This window comes from Thalassobius vesicularis (genome assembly GCF_004799325.1).
GTDB lineage: Bacteria > Pseudomonadota > Alphaproteobacteria > Rhodobacterales > Rhodobacteraceae > Thalassobius > Thalassobius vesicularis.
This window is the reverse complement of sequence record NZ_SSMD01000004.1, coordinates 165,126-181,685: the sequence shown is the minus strand read 5'-3', so window position 1 is coordinate 181,685 and position 16,560 is coordinate 165,126. Positions and strand designations below refer to the sequence as shown.

Below are 16,560 nucleotides of genomic sequence, written 5' to 3'. Positions count from 1 at the left end.
TTATTCGGTCAGACGGATTCCAGCATCAGGGCGATGCCTTGGCCCACACCGATACACATCGTGCAGATCGCGCGTTTGGCGCCTGCATCCATCAGGTTGATCGAGGCGGTCAGCGCCAGTCGCGCGCCGGACATGCCCAGCGGGTGACCCAGCGCAATCGCGCCGCCATTCGGGTTCACATGATCGGCGTCATCGGGCAGACCCAGCTGCCGCATCGAGGCCAGACCCTGCGCGGCAAAGGCCTCGTTCAGCTCGATGAAATCGACGTCGCTGATCTTCAGCCCGTGGCGATCCAGCAGGGCCTGCGTCGCCGGGGCCGGGCCGATGCCCATGATGCGCGGCGGCACACCGACGGTGGCCATCGAGACGATCCGCGCCTTGGGCGTCAGGCCGTATTTTTCAACCGCTGCCTTGCTGGCGATGATCAGCGCAGCCGCACCGTCATTCACGCCCGAGGCGTTGCCAGCGGTGATCGAACCACCCTCGCGGAAGGGGGTCGAGAGTTTGGCCAACTGCTCCAGCGTGGTGGCGCGGGGGTGTTCGTCGGTGTCCACGATCACCGCGTCGCCCTTGCGCTGCGGGATGCTGACCGGGGTGATTTCCCGCGCCAGACGGCCCGAGGCAATCGCCGCAATCGCCTTGGTCTGCGAGCGCAGGGCAAAGGCGTCCTGATCGGCGCGCGAGATGTTGAAATCCTCGGCCACGTTTTCCGCCGTTTCGGGCATGGAATGGGTGCCGTATTGCTTGTGAATCAGCTTGTTGACGAAGCGCCAGCCGATGGTGGTGTCGTAGATTTCGGCCTTGCGGGAAAAGGCGCTGTCGGCCTTGCCCATGACGAACGGCGCGCGGGACATCGACTCGACCCCGCCAGCGATCATGACGTCCGCCTCGCCGCACTTGATGGCGCGCGCGGCGGTACCGACCGCATCCAGGCCCGAGCCGCACAGACGGTTCAGCGTGACACCCGGCACGCCCTCGCCCAGACCGGCCAGCAGGGCGGACATGCGGGCGACGTTGCGGTTGTCTTCGCCCGCGCCGTTGGCGTTGCCCATGATGACTTCGTCGACCTTCAGCCCCTCGAACGGGGCGACCAGTTCGCGCATCACATGCGCCAGCATGTCATCCGGCCGCACCGAGGCCAAAGCCCCGCCGTAACGGCCAATCGGGGTGCGCAGCCCCTCGCACAGGTAGGCTTCGGTCATTGATCGGTCTCCTCGAAATGCTGGCCCTTGATCTGGCGCGAGAGGCCGCGGAACAGGGCGACCTTGCGCCCGTCCTCGCCGGTGACCAGCACGTCGTAGACGCCTGATCGCCCGGTCAGCGAGATCTCGTCGGCGACGGCGGTCAACAACTCGCCGTGCTTGCCGGGGGCCAGAAAGGTGATGGTGTTTTCCTGCGCCACAACCAGCGCGTTATGGCTGTTGCAGGCATAGGCAAATGCGGTGTCGGCCAAGGTAAAGATGTACCCGCCGTGGCAGATCGAATGCCCGTTCAGCATGTCGTCGCGCACCGGCATCGTCATGGTCGCCTGACCCGGCGCGATGCGTGTCAGTTCCATGCCGGCGGCATGCGCGGCCACGTCCTTGGACCACATCGCAGCAGCACTGCGTTCGGCTATTTCCTGTGGTGTCATCCGGCCCTTCCTCCCTGTCGCCAATCAAAGCTTGCACAAAACCGACCGGTCGGTCAATAGTGTTGAAACAGGAATTATTTTGCTCCATAGTGCGGCAAACCCGGAGGAGAGACCCGATGCTGAAACCCGAAAGCTTTATCGCTGGCGCATGGATCGCGCCCGGTGCCGCCGCCACGTCCGTGATTGGCCCCGTCAGCGCCACGCAGATCGCGCTGGCAGGCGGTTCCGCGCTGGATACGGACGCCATGCTGGCCCATGCCCGGCAGGTCGGCGGCCCCGCCCTGCGCGCGCTAACCTTCCATGATCGCGCGAAAATTCTGAAGAAGCTGGCGCTGTACATCGACAGCCGCAAGGAAGAGCTTTACGCGATCAACGGCCTGACCGGCGCCACCCGCCGTGACGGTGGCGTGGACATCGAGGGCGGCATCGGCACGCTGTTCGTCTATGCCTCGAAGGGACGCAGCGGCCTACCTGATTCGCATGTCTACGTGGATGGTGAGGTCGAACAACTGGGCCGCTCGGGCGCCTTCCTTGGGCAACATATTGCAACCCCGCTGCAGGGCGTCGCCGTTCACATCAACGCGTTCAACTTCCCGGTCTGGGGCATGTTGGAGAAACTGGCCCCCACCCTGCTGGCCGGTGTTCCCGCAATCGTGAAACCGGCGACTCAGACCTGCTATCTGACCGAGGCGTGCTTCCGCATGATCATCGAATCGGGCCTGCTGCCCGAGGGCGCGGTGCAGCTGATCATCGGTCGCACCGGTGATCTGCTGGACAAGATGGGCCCGCAAGATGTGGTCAGCTTCACCGGCTCGGCCGACACCGCGATGATGCTGCGCAACACCCCCGCGCTGATCCGCAACTCGACCCGGTTCATGTCGGAACAGGACAGCCTGAACGCCTCGATCCTCGGCCCGGATGCGGATGTTGACAGCCCCGAATTCGCGCTGTTCCTGAAAGAGGCAGTGACCGAGATCACCACCAAAGCGGGCCAGAAATGCACCGCGATGCGCCGCCTGCTGGTGCCCGCGCACCTGGCCGATACCGTCGCTGCCGCGCTGGCGGATCGCCTGGGCCAGATCACCGTTGGCCACCCCGATGCCGATGGCGTCCGCATGGGCGCGCTGGCCTCGCTTAGCCAGAAATCCGACGTTCTGGCCAAGGCCGCTCAGATCGGCACCGAGGCGCGCATGATCTGCGGTTCGCTGGACGGGTTCCAGCCTGTCGATGCCTCGCCCGAGGCTGCGTTTATCCCGCCGACCCTGTTCCAGTGCGATGACCCGGACGCCGCCAAGATCATCCACGAGGTCGAAGCCTTCGGCCCCGTCTCAACCATCCTGCCTTACCGCGACACCGCCCACGCCGCCGAGCTGGCCAACCGCGGCGAAGGCTCGCTGGTCGCCTCGGTCTTCACCCATGACCCGCAAGTCGCGCGCGAGATCACCCTGTCCAGCGCCGCTTGGCATGGCCGCCTCTACATCAACAACCGCGACACTGGGCGCGAGGCCACGGGCCACGGCGCACCGATGCCCCACATGATCCACGGCGGCCCCGGCCGCGCTGGCGGCGGCGAGGAACTGGGCGGTGTGCGCGGCGTCATGCACTACATGCAGCGCACCGCGATCCAGGGCACCCCGGAAATCATCAGCGCCATCACCGGCCAATGGATCAAAGGCGCTCCGGAGAAATCCAACCCGACCCACCCGTTCCAGCGCACCTTCACCGAGATCGAGATCGGCGAGACCATCCACACCGATCCGCGCACGATCACCATGGACGATATCGAGCATTTCGCCCATTTCACCGGTGACACCTTCTACGCCCACATGGACGAAGACGCCGCCAAGCGGAACCCGTTCTTCCCGGGCCGCGTCGCGCATGGCTACCTGCTGCTCAGCTTTGCCGCTGGTCTGTTCGTGGAACCCAACGAAGGCCCGGTTCTGGCCAATACCGGCCTCAACGGCCTGTCGTTCCAGAAACCTGTCAGCGCCGGCGACAGCATCAAGGTCCGCCTGACCTGCAAACGCAAGACCAAGCGCACCGACACCTATGGCGAGGTCGCCTGGAACGTCACCCTGACCAACCAGGACGGCGACCAGGTCGCGGAATACGAACTGCTGACGATGGTCTCCTACGACCGCTAAGGCTTCTTTCTGAGCCAAATACTCCCGCCGGAGGCGTGCAACAGCGCCTTCGGCACCCCCTTTCGCAGGAGCAAAACCCCGTGTAACAAGGGGTTATGGACCCGCTTGCCCCACTCATCTCTGCCCTGCATGCCGAAGGACGCCTGCGCGTCTGGTCGCTGGTCATCACCGTTTTCGGGGACAGCGTGCAATATCGCGGCGGGCGCATCTCGAACGTCCGTTTGCAGGCGCTGCTGGGCCGTCTTGGGGTCGAACCCGGTGCCATCCGCACCGCCCTGTCGCGGCTGGGGCGCGATGGCTGGCTGACCTCGGAACGCGAGGGGCGCAACAGCTATTACCAACTGACCCCGCAAGGCCAGGCGCGGTTCACCGACGCGACCAGCCGCATCTACGCAGCCCCCCGACAAGACCCGGTGACGCGCTGGACTCTGGCTGTCGGCCCCGGGCAACCCGGCCTGCCCGTCGCCCCCGGCATCGTTCTGCGCCCCGCCGATCAGCCCGCGCCGACACCGCCCGATTGCGCCGTGACCGGATCGCTGACCGAGCTTGCGCCGCAGCTACGTGCCGCCCTGCTGACCCCGACCCACCATGCCGCACTGACCGCGCTTTATACCGATCTCGAAACGCTGCGCCCGCTGCGGCTCAGCGGTCTGGATGCTGCCGCCGCGCGGACCCTGCTGATCCACCGCTGGCGCCGGATCGTGCTGCGCCACCCCGAGCCGCCGGTCGAACTGTTGCCCCCCGACCTGTCGCGCCAAGACCCCCGCACCGCCGTCGCTGCCGCCTACGAGGCCCTGACCTCGGCCGCCGAGGAATGGCTGGACACGCCCATTCAGGACATCGCACCGATGCCCAAGGCGCACCCACTTTTCGCGCGACGTTTCCTCTGATCCGCGCATTGTCTTGATTTGCGGCCCGTTTGGCGCAACTCTGTACCCATGAACGTGCAAACTCCCACCCCCTTTCCCCGCCCCGGAGTGCCCGAGCAAGTGGCCTTTGACCGGCATGAGTTGGGCGCGATCCTTGGTCTTTATGGCCGCATGGTCGCCGCCGGGGAATGGCGGGATTACGGCATCTCGCACCTGCGCGATCATGCGGTGTTCGCCGTGTTCCGGCGCACTGCGGAAAACCCGCTTTACCGCATTGAAAAGCACCCCAAGTTGCGCGCGCGTCAGGGCATGTACGTGGTGTTCGGCACCGACGGGCAGGTGCTGAAACGCGGCCACGACCTGCCAACCGTGCTGCGGGTGCTGGAGCGTAAACTCATCCGACCGGTGGACTGATCATGCAGATTGCAATTCTTGGCGGCGGCCTGATCGGGGCCAGCTGGGCCGCGCTGTTCCTGGCGCATGGACACTCGGCACATGTGGCCGACCCGAACCCCGCCGCGCCGGACTACGTGCGCGATTTCATCCGCAAGGCATGGCCGCATCTTGCGCAGCTGACTCCGGATTTGCCCGACGTGGCACCGCTAGAGAGGCTGTCCTTCACGCAGGACATCGCCACTGCCTGCGCGGGGGCCGAGTTCGTGCAGGAATGCGGGCCGGACCGGATCGGGCCGAAACAGCAGATCGTCGCGTTGGCCGAGACCACACTTGCGCCCGACGTGCTGATCGCCTCGTCCACGTCCTCGCTGATGGCGTCGGACATTCAGGCGCAGGCCCGCCATCCCGGCCGCATCCTTGTGGCGCATCCGATGAACCCGCCGCACCTGGTGCCGTTGGTCGAGCTGGTCGCCGGCCAAAAGACCGACACCGACGCGCTGATCCGGGCCGAGGCGTTCTACCAATCGCTGGACCGCGTCACCATCCGCGTGCAAAAGGAACGGCCCGGCCATCTGGCGAACCGGTTGACCTCGGCCCTGTATCGCGAGGCGGTGAATATCGTGGCAGAGGGGATCGCCAGCGTCGCCGACGTGGACCGTGCGATAGCGTATGGTCCGGGGATGCGGTGGGCGCTGATGGGGCCGCACCTGATCTATCACCTGGGTGGCGGACCCGGCGGCTATCGCCATTACCTGGACCATCTGGGCCCGACGCAAGAGGCGCGGTGGAAAGACCTGGGCGAGCCGAAACTGACGCCCGAACTGGTCGCGCAACTGGTCCAAGGGCTGGAGTCCGAGATCGCCGGAATCGACCCGGACGATCTGGAAACCTCGCGCGATCGGGCGTTGGTGGCGCTGGCCAAGCTGAAGCAGGGCCTGCCGTTTTGATCGCATCCGGGGCCGTGGTCAGGCCATGACGCAGAGCATCTCGAACATGATCGACACCGCCAGATAGGCCGTGGCGCCGCTTTGATCGAAAGGCGGCGACACCTCGACCACATCCGCGCCCACGATCTGCACGCCTTTCAGCCCGCGCACCACTTGCAACGCCTGGTACGAGTTCGGCCCGCCAACCTCAGGCGTGCCGGTGCCGGGGGCAAAGGCCGGGTCCACGAAGTCGATGTCGTAAGACACATAGGTGGGCGCGGCGCCAACGATTTCTCGCGCCTCGGTCATCACGTCCTCGGGGCCGCGGGCGTGAAACTCGTCAATGGTGATGACGCGGATGCCCTCGGCCTTGGCGAAGTCCAGATCTTCGCCATCGTATTGCGTGCCGCGAATGCCGATCTGCACCATGCGGCGCGGGTCCAGCAGCCCCTCTTCGACGGCGCGGCGGAAGGGGGTGCCGTGGGTGTACATCTGCCCGTTGAAATAGGAGTGGTAGAGGTCGGTGTGGCTGTCGAAGTGGATCAACCCAAGCGGCCCGTCCGCAGCAACGGCGCGCAAAACGGGCAGCGTGGTCAGGTGATCGCCGCCCGCAGTCAGCGGCCGGATACCGGCCCCCACGACCTGTCGGTAGAACGCGGTGATCCGATCCATACTGTCCCGTATGTCGGCAGGATTGGGGCCGACATCGCCCAGATCCGCGCAATTCATCGCTTCGAACGGGCGCACGCCGGACAGCAGGTGCTGAGCGCGGATCATGGTCGAGGCATCGCGCATCTGTCGCGGCCCATGACGCGGACCGGGGCGGTTGGTGGTGCCGCTGTCCCACGGCACACCGATAAGGCCGACATCGACATCACCAAAGCGGTCATGGCCGGGCTGCACCAGCGGCAGGCGCATGAACGTGGGCACCCCGGCAAAGCGCGGCAACTCGAACCCCGAGACGGGATGGAAGAACGGGTCGTTCATCTTGTGTCTTTCTTCACGGTCGGCAACCGGCGGCGAGCCACGACGGGGCCGCTCCCCTGCGCCTCGATCCGGGCGAGGGCGACGTCCAAATCCTCGCACGCAACGGCCATGTGGTGGGCGTTGGCGTGCAGCAGCTTGTTCTTGCCGGCGACCAGCGCGACGTGCCCTTTCCAGAACAGCAGATCGCCCCGGCGTAGCGGGACATCCTCGGCCAGAACGCGGCCCGCGTTGGCCTGTTGCATGTCACTGTCGCCCGGGCAGGGAATGCCGCAGCCATAGCAGGCCGCCTGCACCAGACCCGAGCAATCAATCCCCCAGATCGAGTTTCCGCCCCACAGGTACGGTACGCCCAGATAACGCTCGGCCACTTCGACAGGGTCGCGGGCCAGTTTTGACAGCTCGGCCAGGTGCGGTTTGGGGATGTAGCCCAGCGGCGTTTCATAGAAGCGCGCGGTTTCCCCGATCACCCGAAACTGAGAGCCCATCGACAGGCACATCCGCTCGTGGCTTTTGAAATCCGGCTCGGTGTACAGATGCGAGGCGCGCGCGATCACCCAATGGGTCGCGGGGCGGCGCTCCTCTAGCTGGTCAAAGCGCAGGTAGCCGACATAGCCGTCTTTCTCCGCCTGAACAAAGGCCCAGCCCGCGCGTTCTTCGTACATGGCGACGCGTTCGCCCAGCAGCAATTGCCGTTCGCGGCGACCATGTGGGGCGGACAGCAGGTCGGCCAGCGGCACCGCGACCATCTTTTCGGTCCCCGAGACGTAGCGCGGTGCCTCGACCTTGCCGCGCAGAAAGGCGGCGGCGACGCGGGCGTTGGCGGGGATCAGGCGGCGGTCCATCGGTCAGATCCCCAGCAGTTCGGGCAGCGCCTCCAAGAGGGCGCGGGCCCCCATCCCGACACCGCCCTTGGGCCGCGCCGGTTTGCTGGAAGGGGACCAGCCATAAATGTCGAAATGAGTGTAGCGGCAAGCATCCCCGGCAAAGCGGCGCAAGAACAGCGCGGCGGTGATCGCCCCGCCGAAACCGCCCTTGGGGGCGTTGTCCAGATCGGCAATGCCGGGTTCCAGATCGGCCTCGTACGGGTCCCAGAACGGCAGACGCCAGACCGGATCGGCGACACGCGTGGCGGCGGCGGACAGCGAGGTCGCCAGCGCCTCGTCATCGGTGAAGAACGGCGACAGGTCCGGCCCGACGGCCACACGGGCGGCGCCGGTCAGAGTGGCCATCGACAGCATCAGGTCGGGTTGCCCCTCGGCCCCCAGCGCCAGCGCGTCGGCCAGAACCAACCGCCCCTCGGCGTCGGTATTATTGATCTCGACGGTCAGGCCCTTGCGACTGGTCAGGATGTCACCGGGGCGGAAGGCGTTGGAGGAAACGCTGTTTTCCACCGCCGGGATCAGCACGCGCAAGCGCAGGTTCAGGCCCAGAGACATAATCATATGGGCCAGACCCAGCACCGTGGCCGCCCCGCCCATGTCCTTTTTCATCAGCCCCATCGTGGTCGAGGATTTCAGGTCCAGACCGCCGGTATCAAAGCAAACGCCCTTGCCCACCAGCACCAGCGACGGCCCCGTATCACCCCAAGTCATGTCGATCAGGCGCGGCGGCTGGGCAGCAGCACGGCCAACGGCGTGGATCATCGGGAAGTTCTGCGCCAGAAGATCCTCGCCCACCGTCACTTTGATCGAGGCACCGTGGCTGGCCGCCAGATCACGGGCAGCCTGCTCCAACGCGCGGGGGCCCATGTCGTTGGCGGGGGTGTTGATCAGGTCGCGGGTCAGACGCTCGCCTGCGGCGATGACCTCCAGCCGCGGGGCATCCACGCCTTCGGGGGCAACCAGCCGCGCCGAAGAGCCGTGCGATTTGTGATAGCGGCCAAAGCTGTAGGCCGACAGCAGCCAGCCCAGGGCCTCCTCTTGCGCCATGTCTTCGGGCAGACCGTCCGCGATGCGGTAGATGCCTTCGGGCAGGGCGGCGGCGACGGCGGCCAGATGGAACCGCCCGCGCTTGCGCTGATCAGCCGAGCCATAGCCCGCCAGAACGGCGACCGGTTTGCCATTGGCGTCGGGGATCAGCAGGGATTTCCCCAGGCTGCCTTTGAACCCGCTGGCCCGCACCCAGTTCTGCACCGGCGTTGGCTGCGCCTCTAGCCAGGCAGGCAGGGCGTCCGACTCCAGAACATGAACGGGAATGGCATCCGAAGATGCCGCGGCAAAGGTCATAGTCATCTGAGGCCCCATTGTTGCGTGACCCCAGCCTACGCCGATTGTCGGCACCTGCAAGGGGGGCTAAAGCGACTGGCCCTGCAACTCCCACACGGCGGTCAGCGACCCCTCTCCGATGCGCAAAAGCCGGGCCAGTGTCGCGGCCAGGGCCACTGGGTCACCCCGGTCGATGCAGCCCACCACGTCGCATGCGACGCGCGCCAGTTTGGGCATGCCCATCTGCCGGGATATGCCCACCAACGAGCGCGTGGTCTTGCGCAGGTCCAGAAAGCGGCCATCGGAATAGTGCTTCTCGGCCTCGGTCAGGCGCTGCGCCACCTCGTCCAGCGCGCGGCAGATCACCTCTCCGGCACCGACATCGCCCAGTTCGCGGTACAGGTTGCCAAGTTGCCCTGCATCCAGCCGAACGGGTTCGTTCATCTCGATCAAAGTTACGTAATTCATGGTCTCACCCCATATCAGGCCCCCACGGCCCGGGCGGACCTTGCCCTGCAAGAGGTTCCCAAAAGGTTGAGGCGGACAATTGTTTTCCCTCGAAAACTGGTTAAATGCGGGGTATCTCACTCGGTCAATAGTAGACGAGACGCAAGGACGACGACATGCACAACGCCAAGCCCCTGCCCAGCTATCTGGTCCAAAGGTATCACGGTTGGAAAGCAACCACCTACTCAGAGAACCAGAGCTGGTATCGCCGCTTGGCGGACGAGGGCCAGCGCCCCCGCGCGATGGTCATCTCGTGCTGCGATTCCCGGGTCCATGTGACCGCGATCTTCGGCGCAGATCAGGGCGAATTCTTCATCCACCGCAACATTGCCAACCTGGTGCCCAGCTACGAGCCCGACGGCCAGCAGCACGGCACCTCGGCCGCGGTGGAATACGCGGTGACGGCGCTGAAGGTGTCGCACATCGTCGTGATGGGGCATTCGCAATGCGGCGGCGTCGCGGGTTGCCACGACATGTGCACCGGCCACGCCCCGGCGCTGGAGGAGAAATCCTCGTTCGTGGGCCGCTGGATGGACATCCTGCGCCCCGGCTTTGAAAAGGTGAAAGACATCGCCGACGAGGCCGAACGCAAGCGCGCCCTGGAAAAGCAGGCGGTGCTGACCTCGCTCGACAACCTGATGACGTTCCCCTTCGTTCGGGAAGCCGTGGAAAAGGGCGACCTGTCGCTGCACGGTCTGTGGAACGACATCGGCGAGGGCACGCTGGAGCAGTACCTTCCGGCCGAGGACACGTTCAAGGTCATCTGATTAACGACCCGCTGCAGACCCCACAAAATCAAACGGGCGCCCAACTGGACGCCCGTTTCTTTTTGGCAAGGTTCTGAGAGACCTCAGCCCTTTTTCAGCACTTCGCGGCCCAGCAGCTCGGCGATCTGGACGGCGTTCAGGGCAGCGCCCTTACGCAGGTTGTCCGACACGCACCACAGGTTCAGGCCGTTCTCGACGGTCGAGTCCTGACGGATCCGGCTGATGAAGGTCGCGTAGTCGCCCACGCATTCCTTCGGGGTCACGTAGCCGCCCGGCTCACGCTTGTCGATCACCATGATGCCCGGCGATTCCCGCAGGATGTCGCGTGCTTCGTCTTCGTCCAGGAACTCTTCGAACTCGATGTTGATCGCTTCCGAGTGGCCAACGAACACCGGCACGCGCACACAGGTCGCGGTGACCTTGATCGAGGGGTCGACGATCTTCTTGGTCTCGACGACCATCTTCCACTCTTCCTTGGTCGAGCCGTCTTCCATGAAGACGTCGATCTGCGGGATCACGTTGAAGGCGATTTCCTTCTGGAACTTCTTCGCCGGCACGTCCGCGGTGGGGTTATAGACCGCCTTGGTCTGTTCCCACAGCTCGTCCATGCCGTCCTTGCCCGCGCCCGACACCGACTGGTAGGTCGACACGACGACGCGCTTGACCTTGGCACGGTCATGCAGCGGCTTCAGTGCGACAACCATCTGCGCGGTCGAGCAGTTGGGGTTCGCGATGATGTTCTTGTTCTTGTAATCGTGGATGGCCTGCGGGTTGCATTCCGGCACGATCAGCGGGATTTCCGGGTCGTAGCGATACAGCGACGAATTGTCGATCACCACGCAGCCAGCGGCAGCCGCCTTGGGCGCGTATTTTTTGGTGGCTTCCGAACCCACGGCAAACAGGGCGATATCCCAGCCGGTGAAATCGAAAGTGTCCAGGTCCTTGGTAGTGATGGTCTTGTCGCCAAAGCTGACCTCGGTGCCCAGCGATTTCCGGCTGGCCAGAGCGGCAATTTCATCCACCGGGAACATACGTTCCGCCAGGATATTCAGCATTTCACGGCCCACATTCCCCGTGGCACCGGCAACAACGACCTTATAGCCCATTTCGAGCGACTCCTTTGTTTAGGACGAGGCTCCATACCGCAGGGGAACGCAGGTTTAAAGAGGTTTTGCTAGTCCACACGGTCGCGGCAAAACAGGTATAGCGCCAGCCCCACAACCATAGCCCCAAAGAACAACGCAAAGAGCGCGTCGAATGGCACCTCGGGGGTTGCAGCCCCAACACTGGCGGCACGATAGACCTTGCCGGTGACCACCTGGAATATGCCCACCCCCCCGATCGAGAACAGGTTCATAAGCGTCACCCCGCGCCCCACCAGATGCGGCGGAAAGAAACTGCGCCCATGCGCCATCATCATCGGATAAGCCGCGCAGAAGAACCCGACCGCCGCGAACAGCGCGACCGAGGTCCAGGCGCTCCCCGCCGGCAGCAGCCACAGCGTGCCCAAGGCCACGGCCCCGATCAGGTTGCCACCAAAAATCACCCATTTGCGCGTGCCCAGGATGCGGTCCAGCGGCCCATAGGCAAAGGTGCCCAGGATCATCGCCACGCCCATCACCAGCGTCGCATTGCCCACCTGCCCGGCATCAAAGCCGAACACATCCGTCAGATAGGGCCCGACCCACAGCCCGCGCAGCCCCGCAGCAGGGGCATATTGCACAAAGGTCAGCGGAAAGATCAGCCACAAGGCGGGCATCTTCAGCAGGTCCAGCACGCTGCCCTTCTGGTCATGTACCACGCGCTCGGGGTCCTTCACCGTCACCAGCAGCCCCAGCGCCACCACGGCACTGACAGCAGCCAGCCCGAACAAGGTCTCGCGCCAGCCTAACACCTCAGCCGCCCGCGCCATCGGCAAGGCCCCCAACAGGTTGCCCAAACTGCCCACGCCCAGCAGCACCGCCGCCAGCGTGGCAAAAACCCGTGCCGGGTAATTGCGCGCGAAAATGTAATAAGAGGCCATCAGCACCGGCGAACAACCCACGCCAATCAGCCCCATCGCCAACAGGATATGCACCGGCTGCGTCGCCATTCCGAACAGCGCCGCCCCCCCGGCCCCACCGATCAGCAACAACACCCCCGCCGTGCGCCGCGGCCCGATCCGGTCCAACGCCGCGCCGACCGGGATCTGCATTGCCGCAAAGGTCAGGAACCACAGCCCCGAGGCATTGGCCAGATCCTCGGGCACCGCGCCCACATCCTGCTCCAACACCTTGGTCAACACCGCCAGAAACGAGCGATAGAACTGACTCAACACATAGGCCGCACAAAGCAGCACCAGACCTGCGCGCATTTCCGCCTCCTCCCAAAAGCCCCCAAGCTTTCCCTGAAAACCACAAGGGGCGCAACCCCGATACTGGCCGCGCCCCTGGCTTCTTTCTGATCCAAATACTCACCGGTGCGCGCCCTCAGTCCGCGCGCGGCCGGGGCTTATTTCCCGGCCCGCAGCCGCCCGACCACTCCGGTAGGGAAGAAATAGACGCTCAGGATGAACAGGATCCCCAGCCACAGCAGCCAACGATCCGCATCCAGCAGCTGCGGCAACAGCGGTACCCCCTCGACGGAGTTCGAGGCGACCTCCATCAGCTCTTGCAGGTAGTTCTGCGCCACCACCAGCACCGTCGCCCCGATCACTGCGCCATACATCGTGCCCATGCCGCCGATCACGACCATCAGCAGGATGTCCACCATGATCTCGAAGCTCAGCACCGTGTCCGGCCCGACATAGCGCAGCCAGATCGCATAGAGCGACCCTGCCAGCGCCGCCACCGCAGCCGAGATACAGGTCGCCGCCGTGCGGTAGTTCACCACGCGATAGCCCACCGACTCGGCGCGGAAATCGTTCTCGCGGATCGCCTGCAGCACCCGGCCAAAAGGCGAGTTCACGATGCGCAGCAGCACCAGGAACAGGATCAGCGACCCGCCGAACACCAGGTAGTAGTTCAACAGCTTGCCATTCAGCTTCACGCCCATCACCTCGCCGCCGAACTTGAAGGCCGGTGTCAGCTCGCGCGGGATCTGATAGTTCAGCCCGTCCTCGCCGCCGGTCAGACCCGACAGCTGACTGACCAACACTGCAACAGCCGAGGCCACCGCCAGCGTGATCATCGCAAAGAAAATCGCGCGAACCCGCAGGCTGAAAAGCCCGATCAGAAACGCCACGACAGCCGCCAGAACGGCCCCCGCCACGGCCCCCACGATCAGCGCATCATAGCCGCGCCCCATATGGGTACTGGCCAGCGCCACGCCATAGGCACCCATGCCGAAGAACATCGTATGGGCAAAGCTGACGATCCCACCGTACCCAAGCATCAGGTCGTAGGACGCCACCAGCAGGATGAACACGCAGATCCGCGCCGCCGTATCGACCGAGCGGATGCCCGGAAACAGGAACGGAGCCAGCGCCAGCGCCACCAGGATCATCAACAGGATCGCGCCCAGGATTTTCGAGCGGGGCGTATCCCCCGACAACAATTTCACGATCATCTCACTTCGCCTTCACAACCGGGATCATGCCCTGCGGCCGCCACATCAAAATGGCCACCATCAGCGCGATATTGGAAATCAGAGCGGCTTTGGGCTCAATGAAGGCAATGTAGTTCTGCAACAGCCCCACCAGCAGCGCGCCGATGAAACAGCCCTCGACACTGCCCAGGCCCCCGATGATCACCACGATGAAGATCAGGATCATCATCTGCTGGCCCATATGCGCGGTGATCACCTCTTGGTAGAGGCCCCACATCACGCCGCCCAAACCCGCCAGCGCCGAACCCGCCACGAACACGCCCACGAAGACCAGCCGCAGCCGGTATCCCAGCGCCTCGACCATCTCGCCGTTCTCAACGCCCGCGCGGACGATCAGCCCGATCTTGGTCGAGCGCAGCACATAGCGCATCCCCAGGAACAGCACCAAACCCACAGCGACGGCGACCAAGCGGTATTTCTCCAACGCGGCCCCGGCAAAGGTGATCGCGCCCTGCAAGGCTTGCGGCCGAAGGATGTAGATCTCTTCCGGACCCCAGAGAACGACGATCAGCTGCTCGACCACGATCAAGCCGCCCATTGTCACCAGGATCTGCTTCAGGTGCGCGCCGTAGACCGGTTTGACGATGACTTTTTCAAAGGCCCAGCCCAAGCCGCCCGTCGCAATTGCCGCTGCGATGATCGCCAACAGCACGGCCAACAGGTTCAGCACCAGGCTGGGGGCCTCGGTCATGCTGGCCAGCACCATCAGCACGCTGACGCCCACGAAGGCCCCAACCGAGATGAACACCCCGTGGCCGAAATTGATGACGTCCATCAAGCCAAACACAAGCGTCATGCCCGAGGCCATGATGAAGATCATCATCCCCATCGCCAGCCCGCTGACCGTCAGCGTCAGCCAGCTGGACATGGACGGGATCGAGGCCAGACCCAGCACCATGATCGCCGGCACCAGCAGCATCGGCAGCCACGGACCGATCTTGTCCGCAAAACTCATCTTCGCCATCGTCGGCGCGTGTTTCGGAGCCGCACTCATTGCACCCACCCCCAGCGAGGCTCGCCCGTAACGGAGGGGCGAGCGTTTCCACCCAAACAAATCATTGATGCGCCTCCATGCTCAGCCCCATCAGGCGCTCTTGCAGCCCGGCATCGGTGGCCAGCTCGGCCATTTCGCCCGACCAGACCACGCGCCCGTCATCCATCACGACACAGCTGTCGCCCAGCGCCTTGGCAACGCTGAAATTCTGTTCCACCAGCAGGATGCTCGCCCCCTGCTCTTTCAACTCGCGCAGCGCCCGGGCCATCGTGCTGATGATCGCCGGAGCCAGCCCCTTGGTCGGTTCATCGATCAGGTAAAGGCGCCGCTCCTCGACCATCGCCCGCGCGATCGAGAGCATCTGCTTCTGCCCGCCCGACAGGTTGCCTGCGTGGCCTTTCCAGAACGTCTTGAGCGGCGGGAAGGCCGAGAAAACCCACTCCAGCCGCGCCGGATCAATCGGGCCGGACACGGCCGCCAGGATCATGTTTTCCTCGACGGTCAGGTCGCTGAAAATTCCCATGTTCTCGGGCACAAAGCCCACGCCTGCCCGCGCGATCTGCGGGGTCGGCAGCGTGGTGATATCCTGCCCGTCCAGCAGCACCTTGCCGGTCTTGGCCCGCCAATGGCCCATCACCGTGCGCAGCGTGGTCGTCTTGCCCACACCGTTACGGCCCAGCAGCATCGTCACGCCACCGCGCGGCACCTCTAGGTCCACCCCTTGCAGGATGTGGTATTGCGCGATGTCGGTGTAGACGCCTTCGAGTTTCAGGATGGGGTCAGACATCGGTCAGCTCCTTGCCCATATAGGCCTCTTGCACCACGTCCGAGGCCATCACCTCGGCCGGGTCACCATCGGCGGCCAGTGCGCCGTTGTGCAGCACTATGATACGATCCGCCAGCGTACGGATCACGTCCATCTTGTGCTCCACCAATAGAATCGTGCGGTCCTTTTCGGCCTTCAGTTCTGCGATCAGGTCCAGCACGACGGGGGCCTCGTCCACGCTCATCCCGGCGGTGGGTTCGTCGAACATGTAAACCGCCGGGTCCAGCGCGATCAGCATCGCAACCTCCAGCTTGCGCTGGTTGCCGTGGCTCAGCGCCGAGACCGCCTGATCCTTCAGAGAAAACAGTTTTACCTTGTCCAGCACCGACAGCGCACGGTCGGTGATCTCGGAATGGCTGTCCGCCATGCTGAAGAAACTGAAGCCCAGCTTCGCCCGTTGCTGGATCACCAGCCGGACGTTTTCCAGCACGGTCAGGTTCGGGAACAGGTTGGTCAGCTGGAACGCCCGCCCGATCCCCAAATCACAGCGCTGCGAGACCGAGGCCCGCGTGATGTCGCGCCCGTTCAGTTCGACCCGTCCTTCGGAAATCGGGATCTGCCCCGAGATCAGGTTGAAATAGGTCGTCTTGCCCGCGCCATTGGGGCCGACGATGGCCGTCAGCTCGCCCGTTTTGAAGGCGCAGCTCACGTGGTCCACGGCCACATGCCCGCCGAAACGGACCGTCAGGTCGTGGGTTTGCAGTATCACCCTGCTCATCCGA

General features: G+C 64.5%; 17 protein-coding genes. 5 read left to right on the top strand and 12 right to left on the bottom strand.

Annotation, left to right across the window (positions count from 1 at the left end):
* Positions 1-8: 8 nt before the first annotated feature.
* Both pcaF and paaI read right to left on the bottom strand, forming a co-directional pair.
* On the bottom strand, positions 9-1,202 hold the full coding sequence (gene pcaF / locus E7681_RS09820) for a 3-oxoadipyl-CoA thiolase (RefSeq protein ID WP_136339112.1): 1,194 nt from the start codon (positions 1,200-1,202) through the stop codon (positions 9-11).
* Positions 1,199-1,633, bottom strand: coding sequence for a hydroxyphenylacetyl-CoA thioesterase PaaI (gene paaI, locus E7681_RS09815; protein WP_136339111.1), 435 nt, complete (start codon positions 1,631-1,633; stop codon positions 1,199-1,201). The genes pcaF and paaI overlap by 4 nt, the downstream gene beginning before the upstream one ends.
* Before the next feature lie 116 nt (positions 1,634-1,749).
* On the opposite strand from paaI, the gene paaZ reads away from it, so the two are divergent.
* The 4 genes from paaZ to E7681_RS09795 all read left to right on the top strand — a co-directional run bounded on the left by paaZ (position 1,750) and on the right by E7681_RS09795 (position 5,989).
* Positions 1,750-3,777, top strand: a complete 2,028-nt coding sequence (gene paaZ, locus E7681_RS09810; RefSeq protein ID WP_136339110.1) for a phenylacetic acid degradation bifunctional protein PaaZ — start codon at positions 1,750-1,752, stop codon at positions 3,775-3,777.
* 95 nt (positions 3,778-3,872) lie between these two features.
* Positions 3,873-4,667 carry a PaaX family transcriptional regulator C-terminal domain-containing protein gene (locus E7681_RS09805; RefSeq protein WP_136339109.1) on the top strand — a complete coding sequence of 265 codons (795 nt, stop codon included), beginning with the start codon at positions 3,873-3,875 and terminating at the stop codon, positions 4,665-4,667.
* A 48-nt stretch (positions 4,668-4,715) separates the two neighbouring features.
* Positions 4,716-5,060, top strand: coding sequence for a DUF2794 domain-containing protein (locus tag E7681_RS09800; protein ID WP_136339108.1), 345 nt, complete (start codon positions 4,716-4,718; stop codon positions 5,058-5,060).
* Between the two features lie 2 nt (positions 5,061-5,062).
* On the top strand, positions 5,063-5,989 hold the full coding sequence (locus tag E7681_RS09795; RefSeq protein ID WP_136339107.1) for a 3-hydroxyacyl-CoA dehydrogenase NAD-binding domain-containing protein: 927 nt from the start codon (positions 5,063-5,065) through the stop codon (positions 5,987-5,989).
* A gap of 18 nt (positions 5,990-6,007) precedes the next feature.
* On the opposite strand, the gene speB is transcribed toward E7681_RS09795, so the two are convergent.
* From speB to E7681_RS09775, 4 genes are read right to left on the bottom strand one after another with little or no spacing between them, the layout of a single operon-like run.
* A complete protein-coding gene (gene speB, locus E7681_RS09790) occupies positions 6,008-6,955 on the bottom strand; it encodes an agmatinase (RefSeq protein ID WP_136339106.1) in 948 nt (315 codons plus the stop codon).
* Positions 6,952-7,797 carry a C40 family peptidase gene (locus E7681_RS09785; RefSeq protein WP_136339105.1) on the bottom strand — a complete coding sequence of 282 codons (846 nt, stop codon included), beginning with the start codon at positions 7,795-7,797 and terminating at the stop codon, positions 6,952-6,954. The genes speB and E7681_RS09785 overlap by 4 nt, the downstream gene beginning before the upstream one ends.
* 3 nt (positions 7,798-7,800) lie before the next feature.
* The gene (locus E7681_RS09780) at positions 7,801-9,186 is read right to left on the bottom strand and encodes a leucyl aminopeptidase family protein (RefSeq protein ID WP_136339104.1); all 1,386 of its coding nucleotides are present in this window, start codon (positions 9,184-9,186) and stop codon (positions 7,801-7,803) included.
* Positions 9,187-9,246: 60 nt separating this feature from the next.
* A complete protein-coding gene (locus tag E7681_RS09775) occupies positions 9,247-9,627 on the bottom strand; it encodes a hypothetical protein (RefSeq protein ID WP_136339103.1) in 381 nt (126 codons plus the stop codon).
* A 155-nt stretch (positions 9,628-9,782) separates the two neighbouring features.
* Between E7681_RS09775 and E7681_RS09770 the strand changes: the two genes are divergently transcribed.
* Positions 9,783-10,433, top strand: a complete 651-nt coding sequence (locus E7681_RS09770) for a carbonic anhydrase (protein WP_136339102.1) — start codon at positions 9,783-9,785, stop codon at positions 10,431-10,433.
* Positions 10,434-10,516: 83 nt separating this feature from the next.
* On the opposite strand, the gene E7681_RS09765 is transcribed toward E7681_RS09770, so the two are convergent.
* From E7681_RS09765 to E7681_RS09740, 6 genes are all read right to left on the bottom strand, one after another.
* Entirely contained in the window at positions 10,517-11,539 is a 1,023-nt protein-coding gene (locus tag E7681_RS09765) for an aspartate-semialdehyde dehydrogenase (RefSeq protein WP_136339101.1), read from the bottom strand.
* Positions 11,540-11,607: 68 nt separating this feature from the next.
* Positions 11,608-12,786: an MFS transporter gene (locus E7681_RS09760; protein WP_136339100.1), complete on the bottom strand. Its 1,179-nt coding sequence runs from the start codon at positions 12,784-12,786 to the stop codon at positions 11,608-11,610.
* A 137-nt stretch (positions 12,787-12,923) separates the two neighbouring features.
* Entirely contained in the window at positions 12,924-13,979 is a 1,056-nt protein-coding gene (locus E7681_RS09755; protein ID WP_136339099.1) for a branched-chain amino acid ABC transporter permease, read from the bottom strand.
* A gap of 1 nt (position 13,980) precedes the next feature.
* Positions 13,981-15,012 (bottom strand): branched-chain amino acid ABC transporter permease, encoded by a 1,032-nt coding sequence (locus tag E7681_RS09750; RefSeq protein ID WP_136339098.1) that lies wholly within the window; start codon positions 15,010-15,012, stop codon positions 13,981-13,983.
* Between the two features lie 61 nt (positions 15,013-15,073).
* Entirely contained in the window at positions 15,074-15,799 is a 726-nt protein-coding gene (locus E7681_RS09745; protein ID WP_136339097.1) for an ABC transporter ATP-binding protein, read from the bottom strand.
* Positions 15,792-16,556: an ABC transporter ATP-binding protein gene (locus tag E7681_RS09740; RefSeq protein WP_136339096.1), complete on the bottom strand. Its 765-nt coding sequence runs from the start codon at positions 16,554-16,556 to the stop codon at positions 15,792-15,794. The genes E7681_RS09745 and E7681_RS09740 overlap by 8 nt, the downstream gene beginning before the upstream one ends.
* Between the last annotated feature and the right edge of the window lie 4 nt (positions 16,557-16,560).

Coding starts and splice junctions, on each gene's coding strand:
- pcaF (WP_136339112.1), bottom strand. CDS start 1,202: ATGACCGAAGCCTACCTGTGCGAGGGGCTGCGCACCCCGATTGGCCGT.
- paaI (WP_136339111.1), bottom strand. CDS start 1,633: ATGACACCACAGGAAATAGCCGAACGCAGTGCTGCTGCGATGTGGTCC.
- paaZ (WP_136339110.1), top strand. CDS start 1,750: ATGCTGAAACCCGAAAGCTTTATCGCTGGCGCATGGATCGCGCCCGGT.
- E7681_RS09805 (WP_136339109.1), top strand. CDS start 3,873: ATGGACCCGCTTGCCCCACTCATCTCTGCCCTGCATGCCGAAGGACGC.
- E7681_RS09800 (WP_136339108.1), top strand. CDS start 4,716: ATGAACGTGCAAACTCCCACCCCCTTTCCCCGCCCCGGAGTGCCCGAG.
- E7681_RS09795 (WP_136339107.1), top strand. CDS start 5,063: ATGCAGATTGCAATTCTTGGCGGCGGCCTGATCGGGGCCAGCTGGGCC.
- speB (WP_136339106.1), bottom strand. CDS start 6,955: ATGAACGACCCGTTCTTCCATCCCGTCTCGGGGTTCGAGTTGCCGCGC.
- E7681_RS09785 (WP_136339105.1), bottom strand. CDS start 7,797: ATGGACCGCCGCCTGATCCCCGCCAACGCCCGCGTCGCCGCCGCCTTT.
- E7681_RS09780 (WP_136339104.1), bottom strand. CDS start 9,186: ATGACTATGACCTTTGCCGCGGCATCTTCGGATGCCATTCCCGTTCAT.
- E7681_RS09775 (WP_136339103.1), bottom strand. CDS start 9,627: ATGAATTACGTAACTTTGATCGAGATGAACGAACCCGTTCGGCTGGAT.
- E7681_RS09770 (WP_136339102.1), top strand. CDS start 9,783: ATGCACAACGCCAAGCCCCTGCCCAGCTATCTGGTCCAAAGGTATCAC.
- E7681_RS09765 (WP_136339101.1), bottom strand. CDS start 11,539: ATGGGCTATAAGGTCGTTGTTGCCGGTGCCACGGGGAATGTGGGCCGT.
- E7681_RS09760 (WP_136339100.1), bottom strand. CDS start 12,786: ATGCGCGCAGGTCTGGTGCTGCTTTGTGCGGCCTATGTGTTGAGTCAG.
- E7681_RS09755 (WP_136339099.1), bottom strand. CDS start 13,979: ATGATCGTGAAATTGTTGTCGGGGGATACGCCCCGCTCGAAAATCCTG.
- E7681_RS09750 (WP_136339098.1), bottom strand. CDS start 15,012: ATGAGTGCGGCTCCGAAACACGCGCCGACGATGGCGAAGATGAGTTTT.
- E7681_RS09745 (WP_136339097.1), bottom strand. CDS start 15,799: ATGTCTGACCCCATCCTGAAACTCGAAGGCGTCTACACCGACATCGCG.
- E7681_RS09740 (WP_136339096.1), bottom strand. CDS start 16,556: ATGAGCAGGGTGATACTGCAAACCCACGACCTGACGGTCCGTTTCGGC.